Origin of the sequence: Massilia sp. LXY-6 (genome assembly GCF_051233485.1) — a bacterium.
GTDB lineage: Bacteria > Pseudomonadota > Gammaproteobacteria > Burkholderiales > Burkholderiaceae_D > Telluria.
The window spans coordinates 42,149-58,349 of record NZ_JBKFGF010000018.1; the positions used below are offsets into that span (position 1 = coordinate 42,149).

General features: G+C 66.4%; 13 protein-coding genes. 11 read left to right on the forward strand and 2 right to left on the reverse strand.

The features are described 5' to 3' along the window. The first annotated feature begins 76 nt into the window (after positions 1–76). From rsmB to ACI48D_RS09120, 10 genes are all read left to right on the forward strand, one after another. Entirely contained in the window at positions 77–1,714 is a 1,638-nt protein-coding gene (rsmB, locus tag ACI48D_RS09075; protein ID WP_435570896.1) for a 16S rRNA (cytosine(967)-C(5))-methyltransferase RsmB, read from the forward strand. Between the two features lie 39 nt (positions 1,715–1,753). Further along, positions 1,754–2,317, forward strand: coding sequence for a DUF4390 domain-containing protein (locus ACI48D_RS09080; RefSeq protein WP_435570897.1), 564 nt, complete (start codon positions 1,754–1,756; stop codon positions 2,315–2,317). A 3-nt stretch (positions 2,318–2,320) separates the two neighbouring features. Continuing rightward, entirely contained in the window at positions 2,321–4,636 is a 2,316-nt protein-coding gene (locus ACI48D_RS09085) for a sensor histidine kinase (RefSeq protein WP_435570898.1), read from the forward strand. Positions 4,637–4,686: 50 nt separating this feature from the next. After that, positions 4,687–5,421: a response regulator gene (locus ACI48D_RS09090; RefSeq protein ID WP_435570899.1), complete on the forward strand. Its 735-nt coding sequence runs from the start codon at positions 4,687–4,689 to the stop codon at positions 5,419–5,421. Further along, on the forward strand, positions 5,418–5,810 hold the full coding sequence (locus tag ACI48D_RS09095; protein WP_435570900.1) for a GTPase: 393 nt from the start codon (positions 5,418–5,420) through the stop codon (positions 5,808–5,810). The genes ACI48D_RS09090 and ACI48D_RS09095 overlap by 4 nt, the downstream gene beginning before the upstream one ends. A 149-nt stretch (positions 5,811–5,959) precedes the next feature. Then, positions 5,960–6,217 (forward strand): BTH_I0359 family protein, encoded by a 258-nt coding sequence (locus ACI48D_RS09100; protein ID WP_230020237.1) that lies wholly within the window; start codon positions 5,960–5,962, stop codon positions 6,215–6,217. Positions 6,218–6,286: 69 nt separating this feature from the next. Continuing rightward, positions 6,287–7,057 (forward strand): class II glutamine amidotransferase, encoded by a 771-nt coding sequence (locus ACI48D_RS09105; RefSeq protein ID WP_435570901.1) that lies wholly within the window; start codon positions 6,287–6,289, stop codon positions 7,055–7,057. Between the two features lie 111 nt (positions 7,058–7,168). Continuing rightward, complete coding sequence (locus ACI48D_RS09110; protein WP_435570902.1) at positions 7,169–8,500, forward strand: EAL and HDOD domain-containing protein; 1,332 nt, start codon at positions 7,169–7,171, stop codon at positions 8,498–8,500. A gap of 12 nt (positions 8,501–8,512) precedes the next feature. Beyond that, a complete protein-coding gene (locus ACI48D_RS09115) occupies positions 8,513–9,469 on the forward strand; it encodes an ABC transporter ATP-binding protein (RefSeq protein WP_435570903.1) in 957 nt (318 codons plus the stop codon). Position 9,470: 1 nt separating this feature from the next. Then, positions 9,471–10,745 carry an ABC transporter permease gene (locus tag ACI48D_RS09120; protein WP_435570904.1) on the forward strand — a complete coding sequence of 425 codons (1,275 nt, stop codon included), beginning with the start codon at positions 9,471–9,473 and terminating at the stop codon, positions 10,743–10,745. Positions 10,746–10,838: 93 nt separating this feature from the next. On the opposite strand, the gene metH is transcribed toward ACI48D_RS09120, so the two are convergent. After that, positions 10,839–14,606 carry a methionine synthase gene (metH, locus tag ACI48D_RS09125; RefSeq protein ID WP_435570905.1) on the reverse strand — a complete coding sequence of 1,256 codons (3,768 nt, stop codon included), beginning with the start codon at positions 14,604–14,606 and terminating at the stop codon, positions 10,839–10,841. A gap of 319 nt (positions 14,607–14,925) precedes the next feature. On the opposite strand from metH, the gene ACI48D_RS09130 reads away from it, so the two are divergent. After that, positions 14,926–15,156: a BrnA antitoxin family protein gene (locus ACI48D_RS09130; protein ID WP_435570906.1), complete on the forward strand. Its 231-nt coding sequence runs from the start codon at positions 14,926–14,928 to the stop codon at positions 15,154–15,156. 88 nt (positions 15,157–15,244) lie between these two features. Here ACI48D_RS09130 and fmt read toward each other — a convergent pair whose 3' ends face one another. Further along, positions 15,245–16,192, reverse strand: a complete 948-nt coding sequence (gene fmt / locus ACI48D_RS09135; RefSeq protein ID WP_435570907.1) for a methionyl-tRNA formyltransferase — start codon at positions 16,190–16,192, stop codon at positions 15,245–15,247. Positions 16,193–16,201 lie beyond the last annotated feature (9 nt).

Sequence of the window (16,201 nt, forward strand, 5' to 3'; positions counted from 1 at the left end):
TGCCCCAAAGCTTCGTTTAAGCCTGCGCAACGCTTAACCGCTACAATGTGCGTCTTTATGCATTGACCGATTCGCCATGACTGAAAAGCGCCCGACGCTCACCCTCAAACCCAAGGCCAAGGCCGGCGCCACGCGTCCGGGGCAGAACAAGTCCGGCCCTGCGCGGCCGCAGGCCAAGGGAGGCCCGGGCAAGCGCGCGGACGCTCCGCGCGGCGGCCAGGGACCGGACACGCGTCGCCAATCCGGCCCGGCCAGCCAGCCGGGGCAGGGCGCACGCAGTCCCGCGCCGGAACAGGCATCGGCCCCGGTTTCTGCTCCCATTCCGCAGGCCAAGGCGCCCTCGGCCATGAACGAGGCCCCGCGCCTGCGCCAGAGCCACGAGCTCAAGACCCCGGCCCAGCTCGATTACCGCCCCGAGCTGAAGGGTGATTCGCTCGCGTTTGCCCTGCTCGGCGCGGCCAGCAGCCTGGCCCGCGTGCGCACCGGCACCGCGCTGCCGCAAGCCCTGTCCGAGGTGTTCCAGGCCTATGGCGCGACCCCGCAGGCGCGCGGCGCGATGCAGGACATCGCCTACCGCACGATGCGCCAGCTGGGCCGCAGCGAGACTCTGCTGGGCATGATGACGAGTAAGGCGCCGGAGCCGCCGATGCTGGCTTCGCTCTTGTGCGCGGCGCTGACCCTGCTCGATCCGCCGGAAGGATTGCCGCCGGCGTACGAAACCTTCACCGTGGTCGACCAGGCGGTCGGCGCGGCCGCCGCGCATCCGGATTTCGCCCACGCCAAGGCGATGGTGAACGCGGTGCTGCGGCGCTTCCTGCGCGAGAAGGACGGCCTGCTCGGCAGCGCGCTGGCGCAGCCGCTGGCGCGCTGGAATTATCCGCAGTGGTGGATCGACGCGGTGCGCACCGCCTATCCGCAGCAGTGGCAGGATATCCTCCAGGCCGGCAACCGCCAGCCGCCGCTGACCCTGCGCGTCAACCTGCGCAAGACCAGCGTCGAGGACTACCTGCAGACCCTGGCCGCGGCCGGCATCGAGGCGAGCCGCGTCGGGCCAAGCGCCTTGCGCCTGGCCCAGGCCATGAACGTGCTGCAGATCCCCGGCTTCGAGGCTGGACTGGTGTCGGTGCAGGATGCCGGCGCCCAGCTCGCCGCGCCGCTGCTCGACCTGCGCGACGGCATGCGCGTGCTGGACGCCTGCGCTGCCCCGGGCGGCAAGAGCGGCCACATCCTCGAGCTAGCTGCCGTCGAGCTGACGGCGCTGGACGTCGACAGCCGCCGCCTGGCGCGCGTCGACCAGAATCTGCAGCGCCTCGGCCTGCAGGCCACCGTGAAAACGGGCGCGGCCGAGCACGCCGATTGGTGGGATGGACGCCAGTACGACCGCATCCTGGCCGACGTGCCGTGCACCGCGTCGGGCATCGTGCGACGCCATCCGGACATCCGTTGGTTGCGCCGCAAGAGCGATACCCACCAACTTGCAACACTTTCTACCAAAATACTCGACAACCTTTGGCAGATGCTGCGGCCCGATGGTAAATTGCTGTTCGTGACATGTTCGCTCTGGCCGCAGGAATCGGAAGCGCAGGCCGCCGCCTTCGCGGCGCGCCATGGTGCGGTCCGTCTCGATGCGCCGGGCCAGCTTCTTCCAACGAGCGGTGCCGGGCAGGATCATGATGGTCTGTACTATGCCCTGTTCCAGAAGGCCGCGGCGTGAGACTTCCCGATAACACGCTTTTTTAAGGTTCTGGCCCTAGTGACTGCCCGATTTTTCCGCCTCCTCGTCTGCCAGGTGCTGCTGGTTTTCGTGTGCGCCACCGCGCATGCGGCCGAGGGGATCGAGATCACCCGCGCCAGCATCGAGGCCTCCGACGACGGCTACCGCCTGGCCGCCAATTATTCGTTCGACCTGACCCCTGGCCTCGAGCAGGCCGTGATGCACGGCGTGCCCCTGTACTTCACCACCGAGATCGAGCTGACCCGGCCGCGCTGGTGGTGGACCGACGACAAGGCCGTGTCCAAGCGCCGCACGGTGCGCCTTCACTACGACCTGCTGACCCGCCAGTACACCGTGTTCGTGATGGGCAGCATCCAGCAGAGCTTCGCCACCCTCGACGATGCGCTGTTCCTGATCCGGCGCCCCAGCCGCTGGCTGTTCGCCTCGCGCGGCGACCTCAAGCCCGGCGAAACCTACAACGTGAGCCTGCGCATGTTCATGGATCGCGAATACCTGCAGAAGCCGCTCCAGGTGGACGCCTTCAACAACGCCGATTTGCGCCTGGCCTCGCACAGGAAGACCTTCACCTACCGGGCGGAGTAAGGCGTGACCCAGGTCCTGCGCTACGCACTCGTGATCGGCAGCGCGATCGGCTCGATCCTGCTGTTCCTGCTCGCCTCGGCGTCCGACAACTCGGGCTTCTTCGACCGTAACTATTCCTGGCTGCTGGGGCTGAACGCCGCCGTCGCCGGCGCCCTCCTGATCCTGGTGATCGTGGCCCTGACGCGCCTGTACGCGCGTCACAAGGCCGGCAAGTTCGGCTCGCGCCTGATGACCCGCCTGATGCTGCTGTTCGCCGGCATCGGCATCCTGCCCGGACTGGTGATCTTCATGGTCTCGGTGCAGTTCGTGTCGCACTCGATCGAGTCCTGGTTCGACGTCAAGATCGAGGCCGCGCTCGACTCCGGCCTGAACCTGGGCCGCGCCGCGCTGGACGAATCGCTGTCCGAACTGGGTTCGACCGCCAGCACCACCGCCGCCACGCTGGCCGGGCAGGATCCGGCCAGCGCGCGTGCCATCCTCAGCCGCGTGGTCAGCGGCGAGACCGGGATGCAGAGCGCGCTGCTGCTGTCGGCCGAGGGGCACGTGCTGGCGTCGGCGGCGGCGAACCAGCAGGTCGACCTGGCCCCCGACCTGCCGACCCCGCAGATGCTCAAGCGCGCCGGCCTGCCGGGCGGTTATGCGCAGTCCGAAGGCAGCGCCGAGCGCGAGTTCCGCGACTTCCAGGGCGCCGGCGCACCCAGCGGCCTGGACATGGCCACCGGCCTGCGCCAGCGCGTGGTGGTGGCGGTGCCCGAGCCGCCTGGGATGGCGCCGCGCTACCTGCAGCTGATGCAGGCGGTGCCGGTCAACCTGGCCTCCAACGCCCAGGTGCTGCAGGACGCCTACAGCACCTACCAGAACCGCGCCTTTGCCCGCACCGGGCTGCGCAAGATGTACATCGAAACCCTCACGCTGACCCTGCTGCTGGCGATCTTCTCCGCCATCGGCAGCGCCTTCCTCATCGCCGGCAACCTGGCGCAGCCGCTGCTGGTGCTGGCCGAGGGCACGCGCGCGGTGGCCGAAGGCGACCTGTCGCCGCGCCCGATCGTCGAGACCAACGACGAACTCGGCACGCTCACCCAGTCGTTCAACGCCATGACCGGCCAGCTGTTCGAAGCCCGCTCCGCCGTCGAGCGCAACCGCTCCGCGCTGCAGAGCGCCAAGGCCCACCTCGAATCGGTGCTGGCGAACATGTCGGCCGGCGTGATCGTGATGGATGCCGACGGCGTGGTGGTCAACTCGAACGAGGCCGTGCACCGCATCCTGCAGATCGACGCCAGTGCGCTGGCCGGCCGTCCGCTGGACGAGATCGAGGGTCTGGAAGCCTTCGCCAGCGCCGTCACGCGGGCGTTTTCGGCCCAGAGCGCGGCGCAGAGCGCGCACTCGGCCGCACGGCATGGACGCCGCCAGGGCGACCAGCGCGCCCACTGGCAGCAGCAGATCGAGGTGCCGCGCCGGCCCGGCACCAGCGACGACCACGACCTGACCCTGCTGGCGCGCGGCTCGCGCCTGCCGGTGGGGGCGGGCAGCGGCTTCATCGTGGTGTTCGACGATATCTCCGACGTGATCTCGGCCCAGCGCTCGGTGGCCTGGGGCGAGGTCGCGCGGCGCCTGGCGCACGAGATCAAGAACCCGCTCACGCCGATCCAGTTGTCGGCCGAGCGCATGCAGATGAAGCTGGCCGACCGCCTCGACCCGCAGGGCGCCGAGCTGCTGAAGAAGGGCACCGACACCATCGTCAACCAGGTCGACGCCATGAAGCGCATGGTCGACGACTTCCGCGACTACGCCAAGGCGCCGCCGGCGGTGCTCGGTCCCCTCGACCTGAACGACCTCATCACGCAGATCCTGAACCTGTACCTGGCCGAGGACGAGTCGGACGTCATCCACGCCACATTGGCGCCGAACCTGCCGCGCGTGATGGGCGACGCGACCCAGCTGCGCCAGGTGATCCACAACCTGCTTGCCAACGCCCAGGACGCGCTGGCCGATGCCCCGCCGGCGAACGAGCCGCCGCGCGTCGACGTCGTCACCGAGACCATCCACTACGAAGGCGCGGACGGCGCGGCCGGCACCGCGGTGCGCCTGGCGATCGTCGACAACGGTCCCGGCTTCGCGCCGAAGATCCTGTCGCGCGCCTTCGAACCCTACGTCACCTCGAAGGCCCGCGGCACCGGCCTCGGCCTGCCGATGGTCAAAAAGATCGTCGACGAACACGGTGGACGTATTGACGTTGCCAACCGCGCGGATGGATCTGGCGCTTCAGTATCGATTTTGCTGTTAAAGTTAGCACCCGAGGCGAACTTGGCCGAAGCGTAAATCGCGCATAGAATCTGGGCTGTGAGGGTCAGACAGGAAGGCAAGACAAGATGGCGAATATACTCGTAGTGGACGATGAAATGGGAATCCGCGAACTGCTCTCGGAAATCCTTGGCGACGAGGGCCACGTGGTGCAGCTGGCCGAGAACGCGCAGCAGGCCCGTACTGCACGCCAGCAGGGTGCGCCCGACCTGGTACTGCTCGATATCTGGATGCCGGATACCGACGGCGTCACCCTGCTCAAGGAGTGGCAGCGCGACGGGCTGCTCAGCATGCCGGTGATTATGATGTCGGGCCATGCCACCATCGACACCGCGGTGGAAGCTACCCGTATCGGCGCCCTGAACTTCCTCGAAAAGCCGATCGCCCTGCAAAAGCTGCTGAAGGCGGTGCAGCAGGGCCTGACCCGGGCCCAGGAAGTGGCGCGCGCCCCGGCCATCGCACCGCGTCCGGCGGTCGCCAGCGTACCCGCGCCGGAACCGAGCATGCCCAGTGCCCCGATGTACGCGGCCCAGCCGCCTGCGAGCGGCGCGATCGGCATCGCGCGCCCGATCAGCAACGGCGAAGCCCATGCGCATGGCTACACGCTGTCCTTCGACCTGCCGCTGCGCGAGGCGCGCGACGCCTTCGAGCGCATGTACTTCGAACACCACCTGGGCCGCGAAGGCGGCTCCATGACCCGTGTGGCCGAGAAGACCGGCCTGGAACGCACCCACCTGTACCGCAAGCTCAAGCAGCTCGGCGTCGAGCCCGGCAAGCTGGGCAAGAAGAACGTCGGACAATGAGCGCGGCGCGCCCCGACCGCGTGCCTACCACGCTGGTCACGGGCCCGTCGGCGGAGGCGCGCGAGCGGGCCATCCACGCGCAGTTGCAGTTGTCAGATTTGCACCAAACTAGTGCAAGAGCGGCGATCATCCTGGAAGGCCTGGCGCCCGGTAATTCCCCTCTGGATACTCTTCCTGAACATCTCCTGTTCGCGCGCATCGCCCCGGGTTGCCTGTGCTGCACCGGCAATTTGGTTTTGCGTGTAACATTGAATCGCATGCTGCGCCAGCGCCCCGACCGCCTCTTCATCGGGGTCGCGCGCAGTGAGCATCTTGATCAGTTGCGATCGTGGCTGCAGGCCGAGCCATACGATCAGCTGCTAAGGCTGACAGCCAACCTGATCTCATAGGAGCATGCCTACAATGCCTCAGGCGTTTCCGGATACTTGAAATCGGTTGGGACAGCCCCACCTCATCATTGAAGTGGACTGCAAGTCATCATTGGTCGCCCGCCGCCGGGCACCAAGCTTCGCCAATCTGATCGAGTGAAGGAGTCATCATGAACATGATCTATAACAGCGAGCAATACAGCGTCGTCGAATTTGGCGTCGATCACAACCTCGAAGCCCTGCGCTTCGGCGGTTACGAAATCGTCGACAAATCCGGTCGCCGCGAAGCATTCATCGGCGGCAAACTGGCACAATCGTTCCGGCGTGACGTGAACAACCTGATCGCAAGCGAGCCGACGATGGAAGAGATCGACGAGTTCCTGGGTTCGTACGACACCTTGATGAGCCAGCCGGTCGTCCTGCACTGAACCGCATCGCCCGGGCCCGTCGTCTTCTCCAAGACCGGCCCGGCAACCCGCCCATGGTAAGCTTAGTGCATGTGCCAACTACTTGCCATGAATTGCAATGTCCCCACTGACATTGTCTTCAGCTTCACCGGATTCGCCCACCGCGGCGGCCGCACCGATACCCACCACGACGGCTGGGGCATCGCCTTCTTCGAGGGTGCCGGAGTTCGCCATTTCGTCGACCACCAGGCCGCCATCGCCTCGCCGATCGCCGAACTGATCAAGCAGTACCCGATCAAGTCGCTGAACGTCATCGCCCACATCCGCAAGGCCACGCAAGGCCAGGTCGCGCTGGAGAACTGCCATCCCTTCGTGCGCGAGCTGTGGGGCCGCTACTGGGTGTTCGCCCACAACGGCGACCTGAAGGATTTCCGTCCGACCCTGGACGGCCCGTTCCACCCGGTCGGCAACACCGACAGCGAACAGGCTTTCTGCTTCCTGCTGCAGGAGCTGCGCGCGCGTTTCGGCGACCGCACACCCGCCATGCCGGCACTACGCGCGGCCATCCGCGACCTGGTGCACGTGATCGCCCGCCATGGCACCTTCAATATGATGCTGTCCGATGGCTTGGCCCTGTTCGCGCATTGTTCGACCAAGCTGTGCTACGTGGTCCGCAAGTACCCCTTCGACAAGGCCTGCCTGGCCGACGAAGACCTGTCGGTCGATTTTTCCCAGGTCACCACGCCGAACGACCGCGTCGCCATCATCGTCACCACCCCGCTCACGACCAACGAAACCTGGACCGAATTCGCGCCGGGTGAGCTGAAAGTCTTCGTTGACGGCTTGCCGCAAGCGGAATGATCAAATGTGATTCGAATGGTACGTTTTTTTGTGGAAACTAATGCCTAAAAGCCACTAAGCGGGCGGAATGGGGTAAAGTACTTTGGTCTACCAGCTGCCGAAGAGTCCGAGATGACCGATACCCCGAGACAGGACCACGCCGACCATCCCTTGCGGGTGCGTGATTTTTACCTGGGCCGCCAGCCCGTGCTGGACCGCAACCAGGCCCTGTTCGGCTACGAGCTGCTGTTCCGCAGCACGCCGCTCGGGCAGGCAAACATCGGACAAGGCGGCGCAGCCGGCGCACCGGCCACCGGGACAACACCCGGCCTGAACGCCACCGCCGCCGTGATCGCCCACGCTGCCCAGCTCGGCCTGGCGCGTGCGATCGGCGACGCCCACTGCTTCCTGAACGTCGACACCGACGTGCTCGGCAGCGATATCTACGCCTTCCTGCCGCGCGAACGCACCGTGCTCGAACTGGCCGCTTCGGTGATGCCGACCGATGCCGTGCTGGCGCGCCTGGCCGAACTGGCCGGCCACGGTTTCCGGTTCGCGCTGGACGGCATCGGCAGCGCCAGTGCGGGGGACAGCGAGCGCCTGCAGCGCCTGCTGCCGCTGGCGCGCTTCGTCAAGCTCGACGTCCGCAACAGCTCGCAGCCGGCGCTGACCGCCCTGGTGGCGCGCCTGCACGGCATGCATCAAACCGTGGTGGCGGACAAGGTCGAGACCCGCGACGACTACCAGGCCTGCCTCGACCTCGGCGTCGACTATTTCCAGGGCTATTATTTCGCCCGTCCTTCGGTACTCGGCGGGCGCAAGCTCTCGCCCTCGCAGCTGGCGGTGCTGGAGCTGATGAACCTGGTCACCTCGGACGTCGACAACGCCGGCATCGAACGCGCCGTGAAGCGCGACATCACCGTGGCGCTGAACCTGCTGCGCCTGGTGAATACGCCGGCCGTCGGCGCGCGCCAGCGCATCGACTCGGTGTCTCAGGCCTTGCTGGTGCTGGGCCGGCGCCAGCTGCAGCGCTGGCTGCAGATCATGCTGTACGCCGAACCGGGCACGCGCGGCCACAACCAGACCCCGCTGCTGATGCTCGCCACGACCCGCGGCCGCATGATGGAACTGCTGGCCCAGCGCCTGCGCCCGGGCCAGCGCCACCTGTCCGAGATCGCCTTCACGGCCGGCATCATGTCGCTGATGGACGTCCTGTTCGGCATCCCGATGGCCGACATCGTCGAGCAGATCCCGGTCAGCGAGGAGATCAGGAACGCGCTGCTGCGCCGCAGCGGCTTTTTCGGCGAGCTGCTCAAGCTGGCCGAATGCATCGAGCAGCCGCACCCGCAGGACGAGGGCGCGCTGCCGGCACTGCGCGGGCTGGCGATTGCGGGCGACGACATGGTCGAACTCGAGATGGCGGCATTCCAGTGGAGTGACAGCGTCGTCAGGTATGCCATCTGAAGAGGGGCGAGCATGTCTTCTGTCTTGTTGAGTGTGCATAACCTGGTCAAGACTTACGGGACACGCCGTGCCGTCGACGGTGTCTCGTTCCGTGTGCTGGCCGGCCAGACCGTAGGCCTGCTGGGACCGAACGGTGCCGGCAAGTCGACCATCGTCAGCATGCTGTGCGGCCTGGTCGTGCCGGATGCCGGCGACATCTTCCTGGGCGGCGAGCGCGTCGGGCCGGGCGCCGCCGCCGTCAAGCGCAGGATCGGCGTGGTGCCGCAGGACCTGGCGCTGTACGACGATTTGTCCGCGCTCGAGAACCTGCGCCTGTTCGGGGCCTTGTATGGCTTGCGCGGCAAGCTGCTGGCCGAGCGGATCGACACCGTGCTGGGCCAGGTCAACCTGCGCGACCGCGCGCGCGACAAGCCGGCCACCTTTTCGGGCGGGATGAAGCGGCGCCTGAACATCGCCGCGGCCCTGATGCACGACCCGCAATTGCTGATCCTGGACGAGCCGACCGTCGGTGTCGACCCGCAGAGCCGCAACGCGATCTTCGACACTTTGGAGGCCTTACAGGCCCAGGGCAAGTCCCTGATCTACACCAGCCACTACATGGAAGAGGTGGAGCGCCTGGCCGACCACATCGTCATCGTCGACCACGGCAAGGTGCTGGCCGACGAGAGCCCGGCCTCGCTGCACAGCCGCCTGGCGGCCCAGGCCGCGCTGCGGGTCGAACTGGCCGGGCCGGCCCATGCGAGCCTGCTGGACGGGCTGCGCGCCCACCGCGGCGTGATTTCATTGGCTTGCTGCGAACTGGCGACCAGCGGCACCGCGCTCGACATCGGGCTGGCGCAGGCGGCCGATGCCTTGCCCGTGATGGGCTGGCTGCAGCAGGCCGGCTGCCGGCCGCTGCACTTCGCCACCGCGCGCACCAGCCTGGAAGACATCTTCCTGTCCCTGACCGGACGCTCCCTGCGCGACTGACATGACCGCCTTCTGCGCCCTCGTCCGCAAGGACCTGATCCTGTTCCTGTCCGACCGCCGCGCCCTCGTCATCAGCCTGGCGCTGCCGATCGTGATCGCGGCCTTCTTCGGCTCCCTGTTCGGCGGCACCGGCAAGGGCAGCGCGATCGAGGTCGCACTGGTGCAGCAGGACGGCAGCGAGGCCGGTGCGAAGATCGCCGCCGGCCTGAAGAGCGACCCGAGCCTGCGCATCACCCCGATGACGATGGCGGCCGCCGAAGCCGCCGTGCGCAAGGGCGAGCAGAAGGTGGCGATCGTGCTGCCGGCCGGCTTCGGCGAAGCGGCCGGCGCAGCCCTGTTCGGCAACCGCGAGAAGCCGTCCATCCCGCTGCTGTACGATCCCTCGCAGCCGGCCGTGCTGGCCATGGTGAAGGGCATGCTGACCCAGCAGGTGATGTCGACGGTCAGCGCCGAGATGTTCGGCGGGAAGATGGGCCAGGACCTGACCGAGCGCAGCCTGCGCCGGCTCGACGAACTGGCGCGCACCGACCCGGACAGCAAGGCATTGCGCGACATGCTCGCCAGCGTCCGCAAATACCAGGCGCTGCCGCAGAAAGAGGGCACTTCGGCCGCCGCCGCGAAGGGCCTCAGCATGCCGTTCACCACGACCGACAAGCAGCTCGCCAGCGGCATGGCGGAGCAGGGCTACAACGCGTATGCGCACGCCTTCGCCGGCATGGGCGTGCAGTTCATCCTCTTCATGGGGATCGACATGGGGATCGGCATCCTGCTGGCCCAGCGCAGCGGCGTCTGGAACCGCCTGCTGGCCGCGCCGGTGGGCCTGACCCAGGTGCTGCTGGCACGCGCGGCGTCCGGCGCCATCATCGCCTTCGCGCTGCTGTGCATCGTGTTCGCGGTGGCGGTGTTCGGCTTCGGCGTGCACATCGCCAGCCTGCCGGGCTTTATCGGCATGGCGCTGTGCTTCGGCATGCTGACCGCCAGCCTGGGCCTGCTGATCGCGGCCTTCGGCAAGACTCCGGAAGCGGCGCGCAAGATCGCGATGTTCGCGGTGCTGATCATGGTGATGCTGGGCGGCGCCTGGATGCCGTCCTTCCTGTTCCCGGAATGGATGCAGAAGCTGACGGTGGCGGTGCCGACCCGCTGGGCGATCGACGGCCTGGATGCCATCACCTGGCGCGGCATGGATGCGGCAGCGGCAGCGCCGGCGATGGGCGCGCAGTTGGGGTTTGCGCTGGTGTTCGGCGTGATCGCGGTGTGGAAGTTCAGGCGAGCCTGACCCGTCGTCCCCGCGCAGGCGGGGACCCAAGTTCTGCGTGAGCTATCGCAACGCGAACAAACTTGGATCCCCGCCTTCGCGGGGATGACGTTCTCAGAGATTCGGCGCCAGATAACGCTCGAGTTCCTCTTTCGGCAAGCCACGGCGCGCCGCCATGTCGTCCAGCTGGTCCTGTCCGATCTTCCCGACCACGAAGTACTTCGATTCCGGGTGCGAGAAGTAGAAGCCCGACACCGCCGCGCCCGGATACATCGCGAACGATTCCGTCAGCGCCATCCCGATCTCGTCGGCCTGCAGGGTCTTGAACAGCTCGGCCTTCACGGTGTGCTCGGGGCAGGCCGGGTAGCCCGGAGCCGGGCGGATGCCGACGTAGGCTTCCTTGATCAGCTGCTCCTTGCTCAGGTCTTCGCCCTGCGCATAGCCCCACAGGTCGGTGCGCACGCGCTCGTGCATGTACTCGGCGAAGGCTTCGGCCAGGCGGTCCGCCAGGGCCTTCACCATGATCGACGAATAGTCGTCGCCTTGTGCCTCGAAGCGCTTCTCGATCTTCTCGGCGCCCAGGCCGGCCGTCACCGCGAACATGCCGATGTAGTCGGCCACGCCGGACGATTTCGGCGCGATGAAGTCGGACAGGCACTGGTTCGGGCGCTGCACACCGTCCACCACCGGCTTCACGCCCTGCTGGCGCAGGCCGTACCAGGTGAAGGCGACTTCGCTACGCGTATCGTCGGTGTAGATCTCGATGTCGTCGTCGTTGATGGAGTTGGCGGGCAGCAGCGCGACCGCGCCATTCGCCGTCAGCCAGCGCCCGTCGACGATCTTCTTCAGCATCGCCTGGCCTTCCTCGAACACCTTGCTCGCGGCCTCGCCAACGACTTCATCGTTCAGGATGGCGGGGTAGGGACCGGCCAGGTCCCAGGTCTGGAAGAACGGGCCCCAGTCGATGTAGCGGGCGATGGTGGCCAGGTCGACGTTCTTGAAGACGCGGCGGCCGATGAATTTCGGCTTCAGCGGCGCATAGTCGAGTTTTGCCTTGTTGGCGCGCGCCTGCGCCAGGCTCACCATCGGCAGCGCCTTCTTGTTGGCGTGCTGCTCGCGGATGCGCTCGTAGTCGCCGGCGAGTTCGGCCACGTAGGCGTCGCGCGTGTCCGCCGTCACCAAGGCCTGGCCGACCGACACCGAGCGCGAGGCGTCCGGCACGTACACGACCGGACCTTCGTAGTGCGGCGCGATCTTGACGGCCGTGTGGGCGCGGCTGGTGGTGGCGCCGCCGATCAGCAGCGGAATCTGGCGCTCGCGGAAGTAGGGGTCGCGCTGCATTTCGCGCGCCACGTAGGCCATCTCTTCCAGCGACGGGGTAATCAGGCCGGACAGGCCGATGATGTCCGCGTTCTCTTCCTTGGCCTTGGCCAGGATCTCGGCGGCGGGCACCATCACGCCCATGTTGACGATCTCGAAGTTATTGCATTGCAGGACCACGGAGACGATGTTCTTGCCGATGTCGTGCACGTCGCCCTTCACGGTCGCGATCACCATCTTGCCCTTCGGCTTGGCGACGATGCCGGTGCGCGCTTCTTCAAGCGCCTTTTCCTTTTCGATGAAGGGGATCAGGTGGGCCACGGCCTGCTTCATCACGCGCGCCGATTTCACCACCTGCGGCAGGAACATCTTGCCTTGGCCGAACAGGTCGCCGACGACGTTCATGCCGTCCATCAGCGGGCCTTCGATCACCTGGATCGGGCGGCCGCCGGCGGCGTCGATCTTCTGGCGCGCTTCCTCGGTGTCCTCGACGATCCACTGCGTGATGCCGTGCACCAGCGCGTGCGACAGGCGCTGCTCGACCGCGGCCTCGCGCCACTCCAGGTTCGCTTCCTGCCTGTTACCGCCGGCTTTTAAAGTGCCGGCGAATTCGATCATGCGCTCGGTGGCGTCCTTGCGGCGGTTCAGCACCACGTCCTCGACGCGCTCGCGCAGCTCCGGCGCCAGGTCGTCGTACACGCCGACCATGCCGGCGTTGACGATTCCCATGGTCATGCCGGCCTTGATCGCGTGGTACAGGAACACGGTGTGGATGGCTTCGCGCGCCGGGTCGTTGCCGCGGAAGGAGAAGGACACGTTCGACACGCCGCCCGACACCTTGGCATGCGGCAGGTTCTCGCGGATCCAGCGGGTGGCGTTGATGAAGTCGACCGCGTAGTTGTCGTGCTCTTCGATGCCGGTGGCGATCGCGAAGATGTTCGGGTCGAAGATGATGTCTTCGGGCGGGAAGCCGACCTTCTGCGTCAGCACGTCGTACGCCCGCTTGCAGATCTCGGTCTTGCGCTCGAAGGTATCGGCCTGGCCTTTCTCGTCGAAGGCCATCACGATCACGGCGGCGCCGTAGCGGCGGCACAGCTTGGCCTGGCGCAGGAACTCCTCTTCGCCTTCCTTCATCGAGATCGAGTTGACGATCGCCTTGCCCTGCACGCACTTCAGGCCGGCCTCGATCACGCTCCACTTCGAAGAGTCGATCATGATCGGCACGCGCGAGATGTCGGGTTCGGAGGCGATCAGGTTCAGGAAGCGCGTCATGGCCGCCTGCGAATCGAGCATCGCCTCGTCCATGTTGATGTCGATGACCTGGGCGCCGTTCTCGACCTGCTGGCGCGCCACCGACAGCGCCTCGTCGAACTGCTCGTTCAGGATCATGCGCGCGAAGGCCTTCGAGCCGGTCACGTTGGTGCGCTCGCCGACGTTCACGAACAGCGAGGACTCGTCGACGGTGAACGGCTCCAGGCCCGACAGGCGCAGCGCGGTCGGGACTTCCGGCACGGCGCGCGGCGTGGCTTTGGCCATGACCTCGGCGATGGCCTTGATGTGTTCCGGCGTGGTGCCGCAGCAGCCGCCGGCCACGTTGATGAAGCCGGCCTCGGCAAACTCTTTCAGCAGGTTCGAGGTGTCCGCCGGCAGCTCGTCGAAGCCGGTGTCGCTCATCGGGTTGGGCAGGCCGGCGTTCGGGTAGATGCAGACGAAGGTGTCGGCGATGGTCGACAGTTCCTGCGCATACGGGCGCATCAGGGCCGCGCCCAGCGCGCAGTTCAGGCCGATGGTCAGCGGCTTCGCATGCCGCACCGAATTCCAGAACGCGGGCACGGTCTGGCCGGACAGGATGCGGCCCGAGGCGTCGGTGACGGTCCCGGAAATCATCAGCGGCAGGCGTGGCATGTCGGGATGATCGTCGAAGTACTGGTCGATCGCGAACAGGGCGGCCTTGCAGTTCAGGGTGTCGAAGATGGTCTCGACCAGCAGCAGGTCGACGCCGCCATCGACCAGGCCGCGCAGCTGTTCATAATAAGAGGCGACCAGCTGGTCGAAAGTCACGTTGCGCGCCGCCGGATCGTTCACGTCGGGCGAGATCGAGGCGGTCTTCGGGGTTGGGCCGAGGGCGCCGGCGGCGAAGCGCGGCTTGTCCGGGGTCGAATACTTGAGGCAGGCAGCGCGCGCCAGTTTGGCGGCCTCGACGTTCATCTCGTAGACCAGGTGCGCCATGTGATAGTCGTCCTGGGCGATGCCGGTCGCGCCGAAGGTATTCGTTTCGATCAGGTCGGCGCCGGCCGCCAGGTAGCGCTCGTGGATTTCCTGGATGATCTGCGGCTGGGTCAGGTTCAGCAGCTCGTTGTTGCCCTTGACGAACAGCTCGCGCGCGCCGCTTCCTTCTGGTGCGGCAAAATCCTTGAAGCGCACACCGCGGTAGGCCTGCTCGTCGAGCTTGTACTGCTGGATGATCGTGCCCATCGCGCCATCCAGAATCATGATGCGGCGCGCGAGGATCTCGCGGAGCTGGGCGTCGACGGGAGAGGTGGCGAGGGCGGCGGTGGTCATCGGTGATCTTTCCAGGGCGGGTCTACAGAGGCGGGTCTGAAATTATACCTTCACTAGCAGAGTTAGTCCCGATGTCAAGCTCCGACCCACAAAAATGCACCCAAGTGGTGCAAGGCGGGCTGGTGTAAAGACGCTTGTAACGTTGTGTATCAAAAGCCGGTTTGTTACAGTGCGATACAAAACGGGGCTTATTAGCAATTTCCCGGATACATACAGAGACGACAATTAATTCCCATGGCGCCGCCGCTGGCGCGGCCCTAGTTCAAATCGAACGGAATGTGCGGACCCGTCGTCCGCCGCCTCAATGGGAAGAATTGTAATGAACAAAGAATACCTGCCCGAATGGGACCAGCCTGCAACCCGCAATGAAGAAAGCATTGTCAGCAAGAATGTCGTGAGCGGCGTGAAGCAGATCGTGACCATCCGCCTGGATGTCGATATGCTGGAGTGGTTCAAGTCGGCCGGTCCGGGCTACCAGACCCGCATCAACCAGGTCCTGCGCGAGTACATGGAAGCAAATCGCGTGCGTGCTCAAGGCGAGCAGCAATAAGCGAGTAGGGTGGGCGCGGCCGGCGTAGGCAGTCTCTGCCCACCAGGATGTGAATGCGAAGGTGGGCAGAGGCTGCCCACCCTACGAGTTACTCGAACGACACGCCGTCGAACGAAAATCCCTTCAGGAACTCTGCTGCCGCCAGGCGCTTGCCACCCGGTTTCTGCAGTTCCGTCAGGCGCAGCGCGCCTTCCCCGCAAGCCACCACGATTCCCTGGGCATCGGCCGACAAGACCTGGCCGGGCTGACTCTTGCCCTTGATCGCCTGCGCATTCCAGATTTTCAGCGTCACACCTCCCGCCTGCGCATGGGCGCCCGGGAAGGGATTGAACGCCCGCACCTTGCGCGCCAGCTCGGCAGCAGGGCGCTGCAGGTCCAGCTTCGCTTCCTCCTTGCTGATCTTGGCGGCATAGGTCACGCCCTGTTCCGGCTGGGGCACGGCGTCCAGGCCACCCGCCGCCAGCTTGTCCAGGGCTTCGACGATCATGCGGCCGCCCATTTCCGCCAGCTTGTCGTGCAGGGTGCCGGTGGTGTCCGTGTCCAGAATGGGCAGGGCCTCGATCAGCAGCATCGGGCCGGTGTCGAGGCCTTCTTCCATCTGCATGATGGTCACGCCGGTCTGGGAGTCTCCGGACTCGATCGCGCGGTGGATCGGCGCGGCGCCGCGCCAGCGCGGCAGCAGCGAGCCGTGGATATTGATGCAGGGCTGTATGTCGAGGGTAGAGCGCGGCAGGATCAGGCCGTAGGCCGCGACCACCATCACATCATAGTCGGTCGCCAGCAGGCGTTCGTGGGCGGCTTTCGCTTCCTCGGCACGCTGCGGATCCTTGCTATCCATGCGTAAGGAGAGCGGCTGCAGCACCTCGATGCCGTGCGCGCTTGCCACCTGCTTGACCGCGGAGGCCTGCAATTGCATGCCGCGCCCGGCCGGGCGGTCCGGCTGGGTCAGCACCAGCGGAATCTCGAAGCCGGCATCGATCAGGGCACGCAGCGCGACCGCGGCGAACTCGGGTGTGCCGGCGAAAACGACCTTCATGCGCGCCGC